The sequence below is a fragment of the Patulibacter minatonensis DSM 18081 genome, assembly GCF_000519325.1.
GTDB lineage: Bacteria > Actinomycetota > Thermoleophilia > Solirubrobacterales > Solirubrobacteraceae > Patulibacter > Patulibacter minatonensis.
This window is the reverse complement of record NZ_KI912613.1, coordinates 4,074,596-4,091,756: the sequence shown is the minus strand read 5'-3', so window position 1 is coordinate 4,091,756 and position 17,161 is coordinate 4,074,596. Positions and strand designations below refer to the sequence as shown.

General features: G+C 70.8%; 21 protein-coding genes, 1 pseudogene and 1 riboswitch. Of the genes and pseudogenes, 11 read left to right on the top strand and 11 right to left on the bottom strand.

The annotated features are described in order from the left end of the window. Positions 1-177: 177 nt before the first annotated feature. Positions 178-777 carry a TetR/AcrR family transcriptional regulator gene (locus PATMI_RS0119100; RefSeq protein WP_026912037.1) on the bottom strand — a complete coding sequence of 200 codons (600 nt, stop codon included), beginning with the start codon at positions 775-777 and terminating at the stop codon, positions 178-180. Positions 778-875: 98 nt separating this feature from the next. Here PATMI_RS0119100 and PATMI_RS0119095 point away from each other — a divergent pair, with 98 nt between their 5' ends. From PATMI_RS0119095 to PATMI_RS0119085, 3 genes are all read left to right on the top strand, one after another. Then, complete coding sequence (locus PATMI_RS0119095) at positions 876-2,105, top strand: cytochrome P450 (protein WP_026912036.1); 1,230 nt, start codon at positions 876-878, stop codon at positions 2,103-2,105. A 110-nt stretch (positions 2,106-2,215) separates the two neighbouring features. Next, positions 2,216-3,799: a GMC family oxidoreductase gene (locus tag PATMI_RS0119090; RefSeq protein WP_026912035.1), complete on the top strand. Its 1,584-nt coding sequence runs from the start codon at positions 2,216-2,218 to the stop codon at positions 3,797-3,799. Positions 3,800-3,857: 58 nt separating this feature from the next. Beyond that, entirely contained in the window at positions 3,858-4,274 is a 417-nt protein-coding gene (locus PATMI_RS0119085) for a hypothetical protein (protein WP_026912034.1), read from the top strand. A gap of 251 nt (positions 4,275-4,525) precedes the next feature. On the opposite strand, the gene crcB (PATMI_RS0119080) is transcribed toward PATMI_RS0119085, so the two are convergent. The 3 genes from crcB (PATMI_RS0119080) to PATMI_RS31655 all read right to left on the bottom strand — a co-directional run bounded on the left by crcB (PATMI_RS0119080) (position 4,526) and on the right by PATMI_RS31655 (position 5,903). Then, positions 4,526-4,894 carry a fluoride efflux transporter CrcB gene (crcB, locus tag PATMI_RS0119080; RefSeq protein ID WP_026912033.1) on the bottom strand — a complete coding sequence of 123 codons (369 nt, stop codon included), beginning with the start codon at positions 4,892-4,894 and terminating at the stop codon, positions 4,526-4,528. Beyond that, complete coding sequence (gene crcB, locus PATMI_RS31660; protein ID WP_051472039.1) at positions 4,891-5,331, bottom strand: fluoride efflux transporter CrcB; 441 nt, start codon at positions 5,329-5,331, stop codon at positions 4,891-4,893. Before crcB (PATMI_RS31660) ends, crcB (PATMI_RS0119080) begins: the two co-directional genes overlap by 4 nt. A 195-nt stretch (positions 5,332-5,526) precedes the next feature. Further along, a riboswitch (Fluoride riboswitch) is annotated at positions 5,527-5,599 on the bottom strand. Between the two features lie 22 nt (positions 5,600-5,621). Further along, the gene (locus PATMI_RS31655; RefSeq protein WP_036726131.1) at positions 5,622-5,903 is read right to left on the bottom strand and encodes a YrhK family protein; all 282 of its coding nucleotides are present in this window, start codon (positions 5,901-5,903) and stop codon (positions 5,622-5,624) included. Positions 5,904-6,076: 173 nt separating this feature from the next. On the opposite strand from PATMI_RS31655, the pseudogene PATMI_RS38815 reads away from it, so the two are divergent. After that, positions 6,077-6,639, top strand: a pseudogene (locus tag PATMI_RS38815) (uracil-DNA glycosylase family protein). 6 nt (positions 6,640-6,645) lie between these two features. Here PATMI_RS38815 and PATMI_RS0119055 read toward each other — a convergent pair. After that, entirely contained in the window at positions 6,646-7,794 is a 1,149-nt protein-coding gene (locus PATMI_RS0119055; protein WP_026912031.1) for a TDT family transporter, read from the bottom strand. 206 nt (positions 7,795-8,000) lie between these two features. Between PATMI_RS0119055 and PATMI_RS35080 the strand changes: the two genes are divergently transcribed. Genes PATMI_RS35080 through PATMI_RS31640 form a run of 3 tightly spaced genes read left to right on the top strand, consistent with a single transcriptional unit; the run spans position 8,001 to position 10,240 of the window. Beyond that, entirely contained in the window at positions 8,001-8,711 is a 711-nt protein-coding gene (locus PATMI_RS35080) for a thioredoxin domain-containing protein (protein WP_026912030.1), read from the top strand. A gap of 54 nt (positions 8,712-8,765) precedes the next feature. Further along, positions 8,766-9,842 carry a sulfite oxidase gene (locus tag PATMI_RS0119045; RefSeq protein WP_211241754.1) on the top strand — a complete coding sequence of 359 codons (1,077 nt, stop codon included), beginning with the start codon at positions 8,766-8,768 and terminating at the stop codon, positions 9,840-9,842. Beyond that, the gene (locus PATMI_RS31640) at positions 9,839-10,240 is read left to right on the top strand and encodes a YidH family protein (protein ID WP_051472038.1); all 402 of its coding nucleotides are present in this window, start codon (positions 9,839-9,841) and stop codon (positions 10,238-10,240) included. The genes PATMI_RS0119045 and PATMI_RS31640 overlap by 4 nt, the downstream gene beginning before the upstream one ends. A 193-nt stretch (positions 10,241-10,433) precedes the next feature. Here the strand turns inward: PATMI_RS31640 and PATMI_RS0119035 are convergent, their stop codons facing one another. After that, a complete protein-coding gene (locus PATMI_RS0119035; RefSeq protein WP_026912028.1) occupies positions 10,434-10,904 on the bottom strand; it encodes a DUF4396 domain-containing protein in 471 nt (156 codons plus the stop codon). Positions 10,905-10,984: 80 nt separating this feature from the next. On the opposite strand from PATMI_RS0119035, the gene PATMI_RS0119030 reads away from it, so the two are divergent. From PATMI_RS0119030 to PATMI_RS38010, 3 genes are all read left to right on the top strand, one after another. Beyond that, positions 10,985-11,341, top strand: a complete 357-nt coding sequence (locus PATMI_RS0119030; RefSeq protein WP_026912027.1) for a hypothetical protein — start codon at positions 10,985-10,987, stop codon at positions 11,339-11,341. 99 nt (positions 11,342-11,440) lie between these two features. Then, the gene (locus tag PATMI_RS31635; protein WP_051472037.1) at positions 11,441-12,130 is read left to right on the top strand and encodes a DUF305 domain-containing protein; all 690 of its coding nucleotides are present in this window, start codon (positions 11,441-11,443) and stop codon (positions 12,128-12,130) included. A 135-nt stretch (positions 12,131-12,265) separates the two neighbouring features. Continuing rightward, complete coding sequence (locus tag PATMI_RS38010) at positions 12,266-12,478, top strand: hypothetical protein (protein WP_211241753.1); 213 nt, start codon at positions 12,266-12,268, stop codon at positions 12,476-12,478. 256 nt (positions 12,479-12,734) lie between these two features. On the opposite strand, the gene PATMI_RS0119015 is transcribed toward PATMI_RS38010, so the two are convergent. The 5 genes from PATMI_RS0119015 to PATMI_RS31630 form a co-directional block, all read right to left on the bottom strand. Continuing rightward, positions 12,735-13,481, bottom strand: coding sequence for a hypothetical protein (locus PATMI_RS0119015; RefSeq protein WP_026912025.1), 747 nt, complete (start codon positions 13,479-13,481; stop codon positions 12,735-12,737). 102 nt (positions 13,482-13,583) lie between these two features. Next, entirely contained in the window at positions 13,584-14,333 is a 750-nt protein-coding gene (locus PATMI_RS0119010) for an anti-sigma factor (RefSeq protein ID WP_026912024.1), read from the bottom strand. Further along, positions 14,330-14,875 (bottom strand): sigma-70 family RNA polymerase sigma factor, encoded by a 546-nt coding sequence (locus PATMI_RS0119005; protein WP_026912023.1) that lies wholly within the window; start codon positions 14,873-14,875, stop codon positions 14,330-14,332. Before PATMI_RS0119005 ends, PATMI_RS0119010 begins: the two co-directional genes overlap by 4 nt. A gap of 70 nt (positions 14,876-14,945) precedes the next feature. Beyond that, entirely contained in the window at positions 14,946-15,320 is a 375-nt protein-coding gene (locus PATMI_RS0119000; protein ID WP_026912022.1) for a hypothetical protein, read from the bottom strand. Positions 15,321-15,558: 238 nt separating this feature from the next. Further along, positions 15,559-16,560: a site-specific integrase gene (locus PATMI_RS31630; RefSeq protein WP_051472036.1), complete on the bottom strand. Its 1,002-nt coding sequence runs from the start codon at positions 16,558-16,560 to the stop codon at positions 15,559-15,561. Positions 16,561-16,833: 273 nt separating this feature from the next. Between PATMI_RS31630 and PATMI_RS0118990 the strand changes: the two genes are divergently transcribed. Further along, a complete protein-coding gene (locus PATMI_RS0118990) occupies positions 16,834-17,160 on the top strand; it encodes a hypothetical protein (protein WP_157260861.1) in 327 nt (108 codons plus the stop codon). The last annotated feature ends 1 nt before the right edge of the window (position 17,161 follow it).

The following is a 17,161-nucleotide window of genomic DNA, read 5'->3' as shown; positions in this document are numbered from 1 at the left end:
CCAGCCGCCGTTAGGAGACAGCTGCATTGAAGACCACCAAGTGCCACAGTCGCGTCGAGCCACAAACCAGCTCAGGTGGTCCGGAAACGCCCTCCAGCCCGCCATCTCTGGTTGTGCCCGTCCCCGGAGACCCGACGCCGTTGAGAGATGCCTCGCGACCGCCGGTGGGACCGGGAGCTAGTCGACGGGAACGACCGTGCGCCAGAGACGCTCGATGGCGCGGAGCAGGGCGGCCTCGGAGACGCGAGGCGAGGCGAGGTATTCGGTGAACGACCGCTCCGTCATCCACACCAGCGAGTAGGCGAGCGCCTCCGCATCCTCGCGCGCGAGGTCCGGGTCGGAGGTCGTGGCGCGCTGGACGGTGTTGACGATGAACCACTCGTGGAACTCGCGCCAGAAGACCGCGACGTCGGCGTCGTACGTCGCCGCCTCGACGACCGCTCCCACCGTCGCCTTGTGCGTGACAAACGCGCCCAGCACGCCCGTGAGGGTCGCTCGGAGGTCATCGGTGTCGTTGCGCAACCACGGCTGGGCCGCGGTCCGCGCATCCGTCTCGAAGCCGTCGCCCAGCGCCAGGATGAGCGCGCGCTTGTCCTGGAAGTACGAGTAGAAGGTCGGCCTCGAGACGCCGGCCCGTCCGGAGATCTCGCCGACGCTCAGCTCCGCAAAGGCGCGGTCCTCGCCCAGCAGCTGCACGGTGGCGTCGAGGATCTTCGCGCGGGTCTGGCCGCGCTGATCCTCAGGGCTCGTGGACCGGCGTGACAGGACAGACGACACCCCTTCGACGATACCGTATGACACACCCGGTTGACAGCTTGTAAAGCACTGTGGGAGGTTCGGTCGTACACCGTCCCTCGACTATCACGGACCCCCTCATGAGCACCATCGACCAGAACCTCGACGCCGTCCGCGTCGCCGACCCCGAGCATTGGCGTGAGGGCCCGCCGCTGGAGCTCTTCCGCGAGCTGCGGGCCTCCAGCCCGGTCCACTGGTCCGACGGCATGAGCTCGTTCCCCGACGAGCCGGGGTTCTGGTCGGTCACCAACCAGGAGCTCGTGCGAGAGGTCAGCCGCGACTGGAAGACCTTCTCGTCCGAGCTCGGCGGCATGGTCGGGATGCCATGGGTCCAGCTCGAGGTCCAAAACGGCATGTTCATCGGCATGGACCCGCCCAAGCACGACCGGCTGAAGTCGCTGTTTCAGCGCGGGTTCACCCCGAAGCGAACGGCCGAGCACGAGCCGGCGATCCGCGAGATCACCATCGGCGTCCTCGACGGCCTGACGGGGCGCGAGAGCTTCGACGTCGTCACCGAGCTCGCCGCGCCGGTCGTCTCCCGCGTGATCGGCTCGTTCATGGGGATCGACCCCGCCGACGACGCGATCTGGGCGCGGCTGATGAACCAGCTGGTCGGCGGCGACGACGCGGAGATGAACCCGGAGGGCCCGCAGTCGGTGATCGACAAGGTCATTCCCGAGATCGTGGGACGCTGCCAGGTCCTCATCGACGCGCGCCGCGCCGCGCCGACCGATGACCTCATGAGCATCCTCGTGCACGCCGAGATCGACGGCGAGATGCTCAGCGACTGGGAGATCGTGATGGGCTTCATCCTCCTGGTCACCGCCGGCAACGACTCCACGAAGTCCACCTTCTCCAGCGGCATGAAGGCGCTCCTGGAGAACCCCGGCGAGCGACAGAAGCTGATCGACGACCCGTCGCTGATCCCCAGTGCGGTCGAAGAATGCCTGCGGATGTTCCCGGCGTTCGCGCACTTCCGGCGCACTGCGACGAAGGACACCGAACTCGGCGGCACGCCGATCAAGAGCGGCGAGAAGATCATGATGTGGTACCCGTCGACCGGACGCGACGAGTCCGTCTACGAGGACCCCGACCGCTTCGACGTCCTGCGCAACCCCGAGCACCAGGCGTTCGGGGCCGGCGGCCGCCACTTCTGCCTCGGGACCGCCCTGGCGCGCCTGGAGCTGCGGGTCATGTTCGAGGAGACGCTCAAGCGCTTCCCGAACCTCGAGTTCGCCGAGCAGCCGCGCTACGCGACGGCGATCTTCGTCAACCAGCTCACGACCTTCCCGGTCACCACCAACGCCTGAGCCCGGTGCGGCAGACCGCCGCCCCCGCGCCGCCGGACCCGACGTCCGGCGGCGCCCGCCGCCGCACCCCGGGGACCCTCCCGGACCCTTCCACCGAACAGGAGATTTACGTGTACGACTACGTCATCGTCGGGGCCGGCTCTGCCGGCGCCGTCCTCGCCGCCCGCCTGACCGAGGATCCCACCGTCACCGTGGCGCTCCTGGAGGCCGGCGGTGCCGACACCGACCAGGAGATCCACATCCCCGCCGCGTTCGGCGCGCTCTTCAAGGGCCGCCTGGACTGGGACTTCCACACCGAGCCGGAGCCCGGCCTCAACGGCCGCCGCGCCTACCTGCCACGGGCGAAGGTGCTCGGCGGCTGCTCGTCAATGAACGCGATGGTCTACATCCGCGGAAACCGCGTCGACTACGACGAGTGGGAGACCCTCGGCGCTGAGGGCTGGAACTACGACGACGTCCTGCCGTACTTCAAGCGCTCCGAGGACCAGGAGCGCGGCGAGGACCTCTTTCACGGCACCGGCGGCCCGCTGCCGGTGCGCGAGAGCCGCTCGATGAACCCTGTCGTCGACGCGTTCGTCGAGGCCGCCAACCAGGCCGGACACGAGAAGAACCCCGACTTCAACGGCGCCCGCCAGGAAGGCTTCGGCCGGTACCAGACCACGCAGGAGAACGGCATGCGCGCAAGCACCGCCGTGCGGTACCTGCACCCCGTGACCGACCGCGAGAACCTGACCGTCCTCACCGAGGCCACGGCACTGCGCCTGCTGTTTGACGGCGACCGCGCGTCGGGCGTCGAGATCGATCACGCCGGCACGATCGAGGAGGTCCACGCCGCCCGCGAGGTCCTCGTCTGCGCGGGCGCCTACCAGTCCCCGCAGCTGCTGATGCTCTCTGGGATCGGTCCCGCCGAGGGTCTCGCGCCGTTCGGGATCGAGGTCCGCAAGGAGCTGCCCGTCGGTCAGGGCCTGCAGGACCACTGCATGCTGCTGATGAACTGGTCGGCGGACTACGAATCGCTCATGACCGCGTTGACGCCCGAGAACGTCGCCCAGCTACAGACCGAGGGCACCGGGCCGCTGACCTCCAACATCGCCGAGGCCGGCGGCTTCATCCGCACCCGCCCGGGCCTCAACGCACCCGACTGCCAGTTCCACTGCGCCCCGGCGCTGTTCTGGCAGGAAGGGCTCGGTCCGGCCGTCGAGCACGGCGTGGCCTTCGGACCCGGAGTCGTCAAGCCGACCAGCCGCGGCTCCGTGACGCTGCGGACCGCCAACCCGCACTCCAAGCCGCGGATCATCCACAACTACCTCACGACCGAGGAGGACCGCGCGACGATGCTCGCTGGCGCCCGCGTCGCGCTGGAGATCTCGCAGCAGGACGCCCTGAAGGACTTCATCACCGGCGAGTTCCTCGCCCCCACACCCGACGTCTCCGACGAGGACCTCTGGGACTACGTCACCGCCAACACGATGACGATTTACCACCCCACCTCGACTTGCGCGATCGGGCCCGTCGTCGACGCACGGCTGCGCGTCCATGGCGTTCGCGGTCTGCGCGTCGTCGACGCCTCGGTGATGCCGAGCATCGTCCGTGGCAACACCAACGCGCCGGTGATCATGATCGCCGAGAAGGCCGCCGACATGATCCGCCAGGACGCCACCGCCGCCGTGACCGACGTCGCCGCGACGGCCTGACCGACCCAGAACGCCGCGACCCGCCGTCGCCCCTCCAACGTCTGAGAGAACGATGCCCATGACAGGCACCAGCGCCGTGACGGCAGCCGCCGACCGCCTCGCGGCCGTCCGGCCCTCCGGGACGATCGCGATCGCCGGGCCGCTCCTCGAGGTCCTCTACGAGCGGATCGAAGCGGCGGGAGAGCGCGACCCGCGCATTCCCCCTGCCGTCGGGGAGGGGGACGCCGTCGCGGCAGCCCTCGCGGCGGGCTGCCCGCCGCAGTTTCACCCCGGCGTGCCCGCCGACCACGCCGCCGTGCTGCACGACCTCCGACGGCAGCTCGGCGTGGACCGTGCCACCCAGATCGCGATCGCCCCCGATACCGACGCACGCTACGTCCGAGTGCTGCGCGCGATCGGCTGCATCCTCACCATCCAATCGTCCGACCTCGTCGGCGACTCAACGGCCACGAACCACCAGCACACGGCGACGTAGTCACGCCGCTGTGGACGCCCGAACCGTGCCGCTCGGGAAGGTGTCGTGTCGAACGTCACCAGATCGAGACGTGTGACGGCGCCGGAACGAGACCCGCGTGGGGGAGACGCGCGACGAGGCCTGAGACGTCTACTTCGCGGACCTCGGACACCGCCCCGAACCGGCCACTGTCGTCGGCATCCAGATAGGCACTGGCGGTGCCCCGTAGGACGCCCCTTCGTGGGATCGTCGGTATCTCGCGGTCTTCGGTCTCAGAGGTGTACGCCGATCTGTCGCCCGATCGCGGCGGCGGCAAGCCCGCAGGCGACACTCCCGACGAGGTTGCCGGCGGCAACGGTGGCCTGGTGTCGACTCGCGGCGCCGATGGTGTCGAGCATCCAGGTCGAGAACGTGGTGTACGCGCCGACGAAGGCGGTGGCCGTGATCAGTGACGTGTGGTGGGGCAGTGCGGCGCCGGTGAGGATGCCGAGGAGCAGGGCGCCCGTCAGGTTGACGACGAAGATCCCCACCGGTGCGTCGCCGTGCGTGCGGTTTCGGATCGTCTCGTCGACGTGCAGCCGCATGACGGCTCCGCATCCACCGGCCACGGTGACCGCCGCCCAGAGCGTCGCGCCGTTCATCGGCGACCCGATCGGCGTTGCCGGCGGTGGTGGGCGTGGGCGGCCTGTTGGCCGGCGACGATGGCGACCAGGCCCAGGACGATCGTGGTGGCGGCGTAGCCGGTAGCCAGTGCGTAGGCGTGTGCGTCGAGCATCAGCACGAGCTCGATCTGCAGGGTCGAGAACGTCGTCAGGCCGCCACAGATCCCGGTCGCGAGAAACGGCCGCAGCCGTGGATCGACGTCGGGGGAGCGCATCAGCCGGGTGCTCCACCACCCGAGCAGCAGCGTGCCGACGACGTTGACCGCCAACGTCGCCCACGGCCACCGGTCCGGTGCATGGGAAAACGTCGAGGACGAGGCGGCGCGAGCAAGCGTTCCGAGCGCGCCGCCGCAGAAGACGGCGATCAGCACGTGGTGGCGTCTGGCTTCGCGGGCGACGGTCTGCTCGATGCTCATGCGCGCTCTCCGCGCGCGTAAGGGCTTCGCGTCGCGCGCAGCCGGCGGCGATCAGGCCCGGGACCGTGCTCTCCTCGAGGACCTCGATGACGATGTTGCTGGTGGTGCGCACTTCGGCTCCTGTCGTTGGACGGGGCGCGGCGGCAGCGCGGGCGACGGACGTGGCACGGGCTTCTACGGCGCCCCGGGCGGGGCGTGGTCGTAGAAGCCATCAGCCCCCCGAACTGCGGGCGGCGGTTATGGAGCGGGCCTCATCACTCGGACGCACCACGAGGGCGCGAACACCATGATCATCGCAGGTCGCCCGCCGCGGGCGACGAGGTGGTCGGCAGTCGGCGGAGGTGCGCGGAACGGACGAGGTCGATCGTCGGCTTGACCGCGAAGAGGATCGAGCCGACGAGGAAGAGCCAGTCCGCGGGGGTGCTCAGCGAGGCGAAGAAGAAGAACGCGCTCCCGACGAGGAAGCACATGGCGGCGCTGAAGTCGACGCCGGTGCGGACCACTTGGTAGCGCCAGAACAGCTCGATGTGGCGCGGGGTGAGGTCCTCGAGGGAGGGGTGCAGCAGCTTCATGCCCTGCTCGTACCCGTCCCCATCCGTTCGGGCGTGCCTCCTCGCGCTGGCCCGGGTACGGTGGCGCGATGAAGCGCGGTCCGCTCAGCGCGGTGGAGGCGGCGGTCGTCGGCTGCCGCCGCTGCCCGCGGCTGGTCACGCGCCGTGAGGAGGCCGCTGACGATTCCCGCGCGGTGCCCGGGGCGGCGTACTGGGCGCGCCCGGTCCCCGGCTTCGGCGACCCCGCCGCCCGAGTCTTCGTGCTCGGCCTCGCGACGGCCGCGCACGGCGGCAACCGCACCGGCCGCGCGTTCACGGGCAATCCGAGCGCCGATTCGCTGATGCCGGCCATGCACCGCGCCGGCTTCGCGAGTCGGGCGACGTCGGAGCACCGGGGAGACGGACTCCACCTCGACGGCGCGTGGATGGCATCGGTGGTGCGATGCCCCCGCCGGGCAACCGCCCGACGCCCGGGGAGCGCGACCGGTGCCTGCCGTATCTCCGGGCTGAGGTGGCGGCATTGCCCGCGCTGCGGGTGATCGTGGCGCTCGGCGGCTGGACGTGGTCCGCGGTCTTGAAGGCGTTCGACGCGCCACCGCGGCCACGCTTCGGCCATGGCGCGGAGCACCGGCTGCCGGCCGGGCCGCTGCTCCTGGGCTGCTACCACCCGAGCCGCCAGAACACCGCGACCGGCGTCCTCACGGCCCCGATGCTCGACGACGTCCTCGGGCGCGCCCGAGAGCTGGCCGACGCGTGATCGGGGTCAGGTGGCCTGCAGCAGGGTCCCGGTCCGCAGGGCGCCGTGGGCGGTGCGGACGGCGGCGGTGACCCAGGCGGCCAGCAGGAGGACGTAGAGGCCGACGGCGATCCAGGCGAGGGCGTCCAGGCCGGTGTCCGTGGCCAGCAGCGAGGTGCCGGTGACGACGGTGCCGACGGGGAAGGTGAAGCTCCACCAGGTCAGCGAGAAGCCCATGCCCTGTTTCGCGGCGCGGACGACGAGCGCGGCGGCGATGACGAGCCAGAGCATCGCGAAGCCGAAGACCGGGGCGCCGTAGAGGACGCCCATGGCCTGGAAGCCGGTGGAGAAGGGTGCGGCGATGGCGATGTGGGCCTGGTTGCCCAGGAGGTTGGCGGCCGTGATCGACTGGCCGAGGGGCCCGAGCACGATGAACAGCGTGGGGACGGTGGCCACGGGCCCGGTCTTCTCGTAGGCCAGGCGGCCCCAGACGAGCGTGATGATGACGAGCGAGGCGAGCAGGCTGAGGCCGAACATGGCGTAGCAGGCGAGCAGCATCGCCTCGCGGGCCTGGCCGGCGGGCAGGTGCTGGATCAGTGCGGCGCCGGTGGCGGCGGAGACCATCGGGGGGACGACGGGCATCAGCCAGGTGGCGAAGGTGTGCTGCACGTCGACCTCGTGGCGGGTGAAGAGCCAGTAGGGGACCAGGGCGCTGGAGGCGAGGCCGCCGAGGGTGCCCAGGGTCCAGAGGACGAACGCGACGACGATCGCGGCGGGCATGCCGATGACGTCGTGGCCGACCAGCAGCGTGCCGGCGCCGACGGTCATCAGGGCCATCGGGGGTGCGCCGTAGAACGGCGCCATCGCGGGGTTCGACGCGTGGGCCCTGGCGTTGTCGGTGTGGCGGGTCCAGTGGACCGCGGTGATGGCGGTGAGGGTGATCAGCCAGGCGGCGGCGATGACCCAGACGCCGACGGCGAACTCGTGCAGTCCGGCGACCTGCCGGGGCAGCAGCGCGGCGGCGTTGGCGACGATGCCGGTGCCCATGACCGACGCGAACCAGTTGGGGCCGATGTGCGCGAACGCGGCGCCCCGGTCCTCCAGCTCGCGGAGGAACGTGCGGCCCGACGTGACGGGTGTGGCGGTCATGTGGTGGTCGCTCGTCGTGGTGGCCATGAACACAGCATGCGCCTCGAGAAGCCGGTCCACCAGTCATTCCCGCCAGCCTAGTATGCCGAAAAGGAATGCTCGAGGGGTTGGTGGTGGGGCAGACTTCGGTCATGGCCCGTGCGACTCGTCCGCCGCTGACGGACCCTCCGGCGACCGACGGTCGAACGTCGCCTGCTGATGCTCAGCGACGTCAGCGCCTGCGGCTCCTGGGCGTGGCCGCTGCCGTCGCGGTGCTCGTCGTGGCCGTGCTGGTGGGCGTCGGGTCGTTCAAGCGCGACCCCGCCGCCGACGGCTCGCGGACGACCGTCCGTGGGGTCGAGATCCGTGGCGCCGACGAGACCGCTGCGCTGCTGCGGGGACTGCCCCAGCGGGGGACCGTTCTCGGGCGCCCTGACGCGCCCGTGACGATCCTGGAGGTCTCGGACCTGAAGTGCCCCAGCTGCAAGGAGCACGCGATCGAGACGCAGCCGGAGATCGTCGAGCGTCTCGTGCGGACGGGACGCGCGAACCTGCGGATGGTGCTCGCGAACTTCCGCGATCCCGCGCGGGCCACGACCGACGGTGCGCTCGCGCGCCGGGTCGCGTATGGGCTCGTTGCTGCGGACCGCTTCTGGGGCTTCGTCCAGACGACGTTCTGGAACCAGGGGGACACCCGGGAGGAGTGGGCGACCGAGCCGCTCCTGCGGAGCATCGCCGAGGCCGCGCCCGGCACGACCGGTGGCCAGGTCGTCGTCCGCGAGACGCCGGACTCCCGGGCCCTGACGGCCGCTGACGACCGGATCATCCGGGCGCTCGGCACCGACGCGACCCCGTCGGTCTACGTCGTCCCCCGGGGTGCGACGACGGGCCCGCGGGTCTCGGCGTTCGACGACGTGGACGCGATCGCCCGCGCCGTGGACGACGTCGCCCCGCGCTCTCGGTGACGCGCGGGACCGGCCGCGAGGTGCGCAAGCGGCACGGACGGGTAGCACCACCTCGTGGCTGCTTACGGCAAGACCGACACGATGATCGTCCACACGGCCGATCCGCTGAACGCCGAGACCTCCCGCGCGGCACTGGCCGAGCACGACCTCACGCCCGCCGATCGCTTCTACGTGCGCAACCACGGGTCGGTACCCGACACGGACCCGGCGGCGTGGACGCTCCGCATCGATGGCCTGGTCGAGCAGCCGCTGACCCTCTCGCTGGACGACCTCCGGGGCCTCCAGCGCCGCGAGGTCGCCGCGACGCTGCAGTGCGCGGGCAACCGGCGGTCCGGCCTCCTCGAGGTCCGGGACATCCCGGGCGAGGAGCCCTGGGGGCCCGGCGCGACCGGCACCGCGACCTGGGGCGGCGTCGCGCTGGCCGACGTCCTGGCGCTCGCGCGGCCGACCGGGACCGCGACGCACGTCGGCCTGGTCGGTGCGGACGTGTCGGAGGAGGCCGAGCCTCCACAGGAGTTCGGTGGGTCGATCCGGCTGGAGAAGGCGTTGCGCGACGAGGTGCTGCTGGCCTACGAGATGAACGGCGAACTGCTCCCACCGGTCCACGGCGCCCCCGTCCGCGTCGTGGTGCCCGGCTACATCGGGGCGCGAAGCGTCAAGTGGCTGCACCACGTCGAGGTCCGCGACCGCCCGTGGGAGGGCTTCTTCCAGGACGTCGTCTACCGCCTCCTGCAGCCCGAGCAGGAGCCCGGTCCCGGGGTCGGGACACCGCTGGGCGAGGTCGCGCTGAACGCCGAGATCCTCGTGCCCGACCACGACGCACGAGTGACCGCCGGTCCGGTCGCGGTGCGCGGCTACGCGTTCGCCGGCGGAGAGCGCCACGTCGCGCGCGTCGACGTCTCGGCCGACGGCGGGAAGACCTGGGTCGAAGCGGACCTCGACGAGGACCTCGGCCGCTGGGCCTGGCGACTCTGGAGCACCGAGATGCACCTGGACCGCGGCGACCACGAGATCGTCGTCCGCGCCTGGGACAGCGCCGCCGCCTCGCAGCCCGAGCACCCGGGGCCGCTCTGGAACCCCAAGGGGTACGTCAACAACGCCTGGGGCCGCGTCACGCTCCACGTCGCATGAACGCCCCCGCGCGGGATGAGGAGATCGCCGCCGACGATCCGCGGCGCCCGTTGGACCCGCGCGACTACAGCCGGCGGACGCTGTTGGCCAATGAGCGCACCTTCCTGGCGTGGTGGCGCACCGGCCTGACGAGCCTGACCGTCGCGATCGCGGCCGCCCGTGTCGTTCCCGAGCTCTCCGGCTCGAAGACCACGTGGCCCTACCTCGTCCTGGGCACCGTCTTCGCGCTCCTCGGAGTGCTCTGCATGGTCTACGGAGAGCACCGCCGCGCCGCCGTGTCCAAGGCCGTGCGGCGAGGCGAGTTCGCCGAGGTCAACCGCGCCATCAGCCTCATCATCACCACGACCGGCGCGCTGCTCGGCCTTGCCACCGTCGCGCTCATCCTCGTCGACCCGTAACCGGAACCGCACCCCGGACCGGGGACACCCCGGACCGGGGACACCCGGGACCGGGGACACCCCGGACGTCCCAGCCAGTGCCAGACACCGCTGCCGAAACCGCGCCAGGGAGCGATCAACATCACAGCTCGGGGCTGCAGCTCTCAGCGCTGTGTCGCGGTCTTCGTGTTTCGCTACGTGGGTGCTCGCAGGGTCAGTGGTAGGCGTGGACGACGGCGTGGCCCTTGCCGCGTCCGATCAACCACCGGTTGACCGGGACGGCGGCCCAGAACGCGATGAAGAGCGCTCCGACGAGTGAGCCCCAGAAGAGAAGGTCGTCGAGGCCGGCGTCCATGGCGCCGGGGACGACCAGGATCGTGAGGGAGTCCAGGAGCTCCATCGTCGCGATCGAGAACGTGTCGGCTGCAAGGGCCAGACCGATGATCTTCCGGGCCGGGAGGCCGGCCTTGACGAGCGGGATCGATGTCAGGCCGTAGCCGAAGACGAACGCCAGCGTGATCGATGCGGCGATAGAGAGGCCGTTGCCCCACCCAAACGCGGTGGCGAGCACCATGCCGAGTACCTCGCCGATCGCGCAGCCGGTCAGGCAGTGCAGCGTGGCGCTGATCGCGGTGCGGGTGAGGGCGCCACCGTCTTCGTGGTCGTGATGCGTCACGTGATCCATGCCCCGAGCTTATACCCCCTGGGGGTATTAGCAGACGGGTTCGGTGGTGGCCGTTGAGGTCTGGTGGGTACAACTGGGTCATGGGTCCGATGGCCATCCGTGCCCGGTGGGCGCAGACCAACCAGCGCTTCGTGGCGCTGTTGGCGGTCCTGGTCCTGGCCTGCTCGGTCGTCGTGCATCACTCCGGTGCGACGCACGAGATGGGCGGGATGCACGGTGGCGACCATTCGATGGCTGCCACGGCGATGTGTGTCGGCACGATCGCTGCCACGGTCGCGATCGTCGGCCTGGTCGCTGCGGTCGTGCGCCGGCGACGCACGGTGCCACGCCCGCTCCGGGCGTTGCTGCCGGCCGTCGTGCGGATCGTGCCGGCGGGCCCATTGCCGCGGGCTCGCTCGAGCCCGCTGTATCTGCAGTACGAAGTCCTTCGACGGTGATCGATCGCACCGGCCGCCCCCTGGGTCGCCGGAGCACCTGCCGCACGCTCTCCCTCGGGTTGGCGTGCTTCATGACGATCACTTCCAGAAGGACCACCGATGTTCACGTTTCCCACCCGCACCGTGGCGCTGCTGAGCGCCACCGCCCTGACCGCTGTGGCCGCGACCGGTTGCGGCTCCGACGACTCCGGCTCGTCGACCACCACCCCCGCGACCACCGCATCGTCGACCGCGTCGGCGGCGGAGGTCGACAAGGCGTTCGTGTCGCAGATGATCCCGCACCACCAGATGGCGCTGGAGATGGCCGGCTACGCCCCCGCCCGCGGCCAGCACACGCAGATCAAGGAGCTGGGCAAGAGCATCATCGCCAGCCAGACCACCGAGATCACCGAGATGAAGGCCGCAGCCAGGAGGCTCGGCGCGACGGTCGCGGAGATGCCCTCCCACGCCAACGGCGGCATGAACCACTCCGTGCACGGCGGCGACTCGATGACCGCCGCAGCGAAGACGCTCGGCATCCCGACGGACCAGATGGGCATGTCGATGGACATGGGCTCCCTGGCCAAGGCCAACCCGTTCGATCGTGCGTTCATCGACGAGATGCTGCCCCACCACCAGGGCGCGATCGTGATGGCCCGCGCCGAACTCGCCCGCGGAAAGGACCCCGAGCTGAAGAAGATCGCCACCGCGATCCTCGAAGCGCAGACCAAGGAGATCAAGCAGATGAACTCCTGGCGCACCGACTGGTACGGCGCCCCGTCCCCCGCCGGCGGCGTGCCCGTCGCCTGAAGCTCAACCGGTCGGCCCCGACAGGACGGTCGGGGCCGACCGGGGAGCCGACGACACCGGCGTTCTGCTCGCGCGCCTGCTCCGGGCTGGCCCGGCCACCTCGGTGGATCGATGTGCGGCGGCCCGGGGATGGACATGAAGACGTCCTCGACGATCGGCTACGAGCGCCACGCCAACCCGACGCTGCAGATCACCGACGAACAGCAGTTCGTCGACCAGGCGCTCGCGAGCCTCGTCGTCCGCCACGGTGGCCGCGACGTCGTGCACGTCACCGACGGCGGCGTGCCGAAGTGGGGGAGGCTCGGTCACGAGCTCGAGAAGCCCGACGCCCCGACCGAGGCCGTCTAGGCCCTCTCGGTGCCGGTCGTGGTGCTCCCCACCGAGAGGCGGGCCAGGTGACGCTGCTCGCGATCCCGTTCGGGCTCGTGATCGGCCTGATCGTCGGCACCGTCGTCGGCGGCGGCGGCGCGATCCTCGCGTTCGTGCCCGTCATGGCCCTGGCCGCCGCCCTCACGCGGCGGCGGGCGTGCTCCGAGCAGGCCGCCGAAGAACTGCCTTGCCCCGACGTGCCACTCCAGGCGCTGGTGATCGCCGTATGCGTGCGTCAGTCGACGATCGAGAACGTCACCGTCCGGGCGGAGGAGGCGATCCCGAACGCCTTGAGGTCGAACGCGTCGATGCGGCCGTCGCCGTTGAGGTCCGTGACGCTCGCCGGCGCGTCGTTGTAGATCCCGTCCTTGTTCTTGTCGGCGGCGACGGCGACCGTCAGCGTTGTGCGGACGTTGCGGCCGAAGAGCGGGGCGCCGGCGATCCAGTCGGTGGAGATGTCGGTCGTCTTCTTCGTGCGGTCGGCGACGGCGGTCGTGTTGAAGAGGTTGGCGAGGTTCTGGCCCGCGCCGGTGAATCCGGTCGGCGTGCCGTCGGCCTTCGTCGTCTGCGTCGTGGACAGCAGGACGATCAGGCCGGGGAGCCGGTCGTCCTGGCCGCCGGAGAAGGAGCCGGGGAACGGTGCGGCGTTGGCGTGGGCCATCGGCCCGGTCAGCTGCGGAGCGGTGAACCCGGTGGCCGCCAGGCCGGTGTTGAACCGCAGCCGCAGGCTGACTCCGAAACCCTGCGATCCGGCGCCGGCGCGGTCACCCGTGAACGGGGAGAGGACGTTGACGCTCACCGGGACCGTACGGCCCTTCGCCTTCGCCTTCTTCTTCGCTGCGGCGGTGTGCTTGTGGGCCGTCGAGGCGGACGCCTTCTTCGCGTGGTGGGACGTGGCGGCCATGGCGGTGGCCGGCAGGGCGAGAGCGGCGGTGGTGAGCAGCGCAGCACCGAGCGCCGTGGGCATCGAGACGGTGGACATGGGGGTTCTCCGATGGTCAGGACGCCGAGCGGCGTCGTCGCGGGGCGTTACGCCTGCCGGTGCGGGCCGGTTCATTCCAGGCCCAAGACCTGCCGTCCAGGATCAGTCGGGCAGCGCGCCGCTGACGACGGTCTCGCCGTTGCGCGTGGGATCGTCGGCGTCGGGCTCCCTCGTGATCCCGATCTTCCCGAACCCGCCTCGCCCGGCGGCGACGCCGAGCTCGGCGGTCGCCCGTCCGGCGGGGCCGACGCGGAACGTCCCCGCGCTGACCCGCCCCCTCGGGCTGACGAACCACACCTCGTAGACCTGACGTCCGGTCGTCGGCGGCAACGAGGCATCCAGAGCGACCCGCGACCCGGAACCGGTCGCGACGATCCGGGCGGTCGCCGCGTCACTCGCCGTCGGACCACCTGCCGCGGTGACCGGCCGAAGGGCCACCGTCGTCGTGGCGGGCGAGGCGCCGTCGAACGCGCCGGCCGCAGCCATGATCCCGACGGTGCCCAGGACACCGAGGAGCGCACCGGCGGAAGCGACCACCAGCCGCCGTCGATCCGACCCCCACCGCCGTGGGTCGCGAGCAGCTCGACGTCCGGTCGGATGTCGATCCACGCCGACGGCACGCCGACGGTCGTCGAGCACGCGCTGCTCCAGGAGCGGGGACGCCTCCACCGGGTCGACGGCGGTGGCGCGCGCCAGGTCCAAGAGACCTGTGAGCGGCCGGAGCAGCTCGAGCTCGGCCCTGCAGTGCTCGCACGTTCGCAGGTGCTCCTCGACGCGCTCCCGATCGTCGAGGTCGAGGTTGCCCAGCACGAACGACCCGAGGCTCACGCGCAGCTCGTCGTGATCGTTCATGACGTGATCTCCATCTCTTCGAGGACCAGGCGCAGGTTCTTCATCGCGTAGTACGTCCGACTCTTCACCGTTCCGGGCGCCACGCCCAAGGCCTCAGCGATCTCGGCGACCGAGAGACCCCCGAGATGCCCGAGGCGCAGGACCTCTCGGTGCTCGGGCGTCAGCCGCGCCAACGCATCCCCGACCTGCCACCGCAGCAGGGTCCGCTCGATCGGTTCGTCGATGCCACCCTGGTCGTCGTCCTGGGCGTACCGCGCGGCTGGAGGACGACGGCCGCGACGGCGCTCGGCGTCGACGATCGCGTTGCGCGTTATCCCGTAGATCCACGTCCGAACGGTGGCCCGTGATTCGTCGTAGCTCGCGGCGCTGCGCCAGACCCGGGTGAAGACGTCCTGGACGACCTCCTCCGCGAGCGCCCGATCACCGAGGCGGTGCGCCACGAACCCGAACAGCTCCCGCTGGTAGCCCCGGTAGAGCGCCCGCGCTGCAGACTCGGCGCGCCGCGTCCCCAGATCCCGCAGCAGGTGCTCGTCGGATCGCATCGGGGGTCCTACGTCGGCGGGGGAGCAATGGTTCGAACACTCGGACGCCGAGTCTGTCGGACCGTCGGCGTCAGCGCGCCCCGTAGCGGAAGGTCAGCCGACGTTCCCCGTCGGTGCAGGCGTAGTCGGTGTCGCCGGCGGTGGCGTCGGACGGCGTGCAGGACAGACCCGCGGAGGCGTATGCGGCGCGCCCCCGTCCCTCCGCATCATTGGCGACGGTGACGGCGACCGCGCAGGTGACGCCGACGACCCGCACGCGGGTCGCCCGGTGGCCCGGAACCGGGATGTCCGGGCACGAGGAGCCGGGCGAGCCTGCGACGGACGTCGGCGCGGTCGTGCTCGCCGGCCCGGCCGGGTCCGACGACTCGGCGCCGCACGACGCCAGCGCCCCCGCGGACAGGACGGCCATCAGGAGAGGTCGGGGGGAGCCGGGGATCGAGAGCATGGTGCATGGTCCTGCATTGGGCCACCGCGTTACGCAGTGGCTGACAGGATCCGGGTGGAGCGCACCGCGGAGGGGTACGCCTGACGAGTGGATGTCTTCGGCAAGACCGGCTCGATGATCGTGCACACGAGCGATCCGCTGAACGCCGAGACGTCGAGAACGGACCTGGGGGAGCACGACGTGACGCCAGTGGACCGGTTCCACGTCCGCAACCACGGGTCCGTGGTGGTCGGGAAGCTCAGAGCACGCGGGCGACGTCCTCGGCGCCCTTGCCGGCCCGGACGTACCCGTCGAGCGTGCGGCGGTCGCGATGTCGGGTGACGTCGGTGATCTGCTCGGTGCGGTGCCCGTCGCGGGAGGCCTGGGTCGCGAACCCGGCCCGGAGGCTGTGGCCGGCGAAGTCGGCGGGGTTCAGGCCGGCGGCCTTGGCGCGGCGCTTGACGATCAGCGCGACGGACTGCGGGGAGAGCGCTTCGCCGGGGATGCCGTTGCGGTGGAGGCGTCGGATCAGGGGGCCATGGGTGAGGCCGGTGTGGTCCAGCCAGGCGCGGATCGCGCGGACGGGGCACGGGCGGCCGGGCTCGGCGTAGGGGAGAAGGAACTCGTGGCCGTGCCCGGTCTGGTCGGTCTTCGAGGTCGCCAGGCGGATGGTGAGGCCGTCGGCGTTGGGGGAGAGGTCCTCGATCAGGATCTGCACGAGCTCGGAGCGGCGCAGGCCGAGCGCGAAGCCGAGCAGGAGGAGCGCGCGGTCGCGGAGCCCGGCCGGGGTGTCGGTCTCGATCCGGTCGATGAGCTGCACCATCGGGTCGCGCAACAGCGCGACCTTCTTCTTCGGCGCGGAGCGGTGCGTGCGGGCGATGCCCTCGAGGACCAGCGCTGCGGTGGGGTCCCACATCGGGTTGGGGAGGCCGTTGTCGCGGTGTGCGCGGGCGATCGCGGCGGTGTGCCGGCGGATCGTGGTGACCTTGCGGCCGTTCTTGGCCATCGCGGTCAGGTACAGCGCGACGGTCATCGAGTCGGCCGGCAGTGGCTGCAGGCGGTGCTGGGCGCACCAGGCGGTGAAGCCGCGCCAGTCGGACTGGTACGCCTTGACGGTGTTCGGTGCGGTTGCGGCGTCGGCGTACTCGCGGGCGGCGTCGAGTAGGTCCTGCAGCTCGCCGGGGAGGTGTGACGGAACGACGGTCGGCAGTGCGTCGACGACCTCGACGTCCAGATCCGGGGTCGTCTCGGCGTCAGCCATGCGTGAAGCCTAGAGGTCCTCCAGTAGCAATAACAGCACGTATCGCTACTTGCACTATCGCGTGCACGAAGCTAAAGACGAGCGGATACCAGTCGGTTCTGTCGGAACACGCACGGACACGCTACGAGCAAACCGCAAGCACTCGACGAGCACCCAACGATCATCTGCGAGGGATCGTGTGGTTCTTCTCGACGTCGAGGGCTAGGCTTCTTAGTGATGCCTCGTCTTGCGACACCGAAGCCGCGGCGGCTGTGGGAGGGACAGCGCCACGACATGCACACGATCGCCTCCGGTCTGCCGGTGGACTGCATCAGGGGCGAGGACTACGCGAGCGAACACCTGTCCTTCGTAGCGTCGCTTCGGCGGTTCGCCCGGGAGCACGATGTCGTCGTTCGGGTCGAGTCGATCCAGGAGGCCGGCGACCAGATCGGGTGGCGCGTGCAGTACTTCTGGAACCTCTATCGCAGCGAGGGGCACCGAACGCCGAGCGACTTCGTCTATAGCGACGATGTCTCAGAGGTGCTCGCGAAGTGCTCGCCGTATGTCCGCCCGCGGTACGGCGAAATTCCGCAGGACCTCCGCGCACCGCTTCAACTCTGAA

Bases quoted from the DNA above. Each gene is read 5' to 3' on its own strand.
- PATMI_RS0119095 (WP_026912036.1), top strand. From the start codon at position 876: ATGAGCACCATCGACCAGAACCTCGACGCCGTCCGCGTCGCCGACCCC.
- PATMI_RS0119085 (WP_026912034.1), top strand. From the start codon at position 3,858: ATGACAGGCACCAGCGCCGTGACGGCAGCCGCCGACCGCCTCGCGGCC.
- crcB (WP_026912033.1), bottom strand. From the start codon at position 4,894: ATGAACGGCGCGACGCTCTGGGCGGCGGTCACCGTGGCCGGTGGATGC.
- crcB (WP_051472039.1), bottom strand. From the start codon at position 5,331: ATGAGCATCGAGCAGACCGTCGCCCGCGAAGCCAGACGCCACCACGTG.
- PATMI_RS31655 (WP_036726131.1), bottom strand. From the start codon at position 5,903: ATGAAGCTGCTGCACCCCTCCCTCGAGGACCTCACCCCGCGCCACATC.
- PATMI_RS0119055 (WP_026912031.1), bottom strand. From the start codon at position 7,794: ATGGCCACCACGACGAGCGACCACCACATGACCGCCACACCCGTCACG.
- PATMI_RS31640 (WP_051472038.1), top strand. From the start codon at position 9,839: ATGAACGCCCCCGCGCGGGATGAGGAGATCGCCGCCGACGATCCGCGG.
- PATMI_RS0119035 (WP_026912028.1), bottom strand. From the start codon at position 10,904: ATGGATCACGTGACGCATCACGACCACGAAGACGGTGGCGCCCTCACC.
- PATMI_RS0119030 (WP_026912027.1), top strand. From the start codon at position 10,985: ATGGGTCCGATGGCCATCCGTGCCCGGTGGGCGCAGACCAACCAGCGC.
- PATMI_RS31635 (WP_051472037.1), top strand. From the start codon at position 11,441: ATGTTCACGTTTCCCACCCGCACCGTGGCGCTGCTGAGCGCCACCGCC.
- PATMI_RS38010 (WP_211241753.1), top strand. From the start codon at position 12,266: ATGAAGACGTCCTCGACGATCGGCTACGAGCGCCACGCCAACCCGACG.
- PATMI_RS0119015 (WP_026912025.1), bottom strand. From the start codon at position 13,481: ATGTCCACCGTCTCGATGCCCACGGCGCTCGGTGCTGCGCTGCTCACC.
- PATMI_RS0119010 (WP_026912024.1), bottom strand. From the start codon at position 14,333: ATGAACGATCACGACGAGCTGCGCGTGAGCCTCGGGTCGTTCGTGCTG.
- PATMI_RS0119005 (WP_026912023.1), bottom strand. From the start codon at position 14,875: ATGCGATCCGACGAGCACCTGCTGCGGGATCTGGGGACGCGGCGCGCC.
- PATMI_RS0119000 (WP_026912022.1), bottom strand. From the start codon at position 15,320: ATGCTCTCGATCCCCGGCTCCCCCCGACCTCTCCTGATGGCCGTCCTG.
- PATMI_RS31630 (WP_051472036.1), bottom strand. From the start codon at position 16,560: ATGGCTGACGCCGAGACGACCCCGGATCTGGACGTCGAGGTCGTCGAC.
- PATMI_RS0118990 (WP_157260861.1), top strand. From the start codon at position 16,834: ATGCACACGATCGCCTCCGGTCTGCCGGTGGACTGCATCAGGGGCGAG.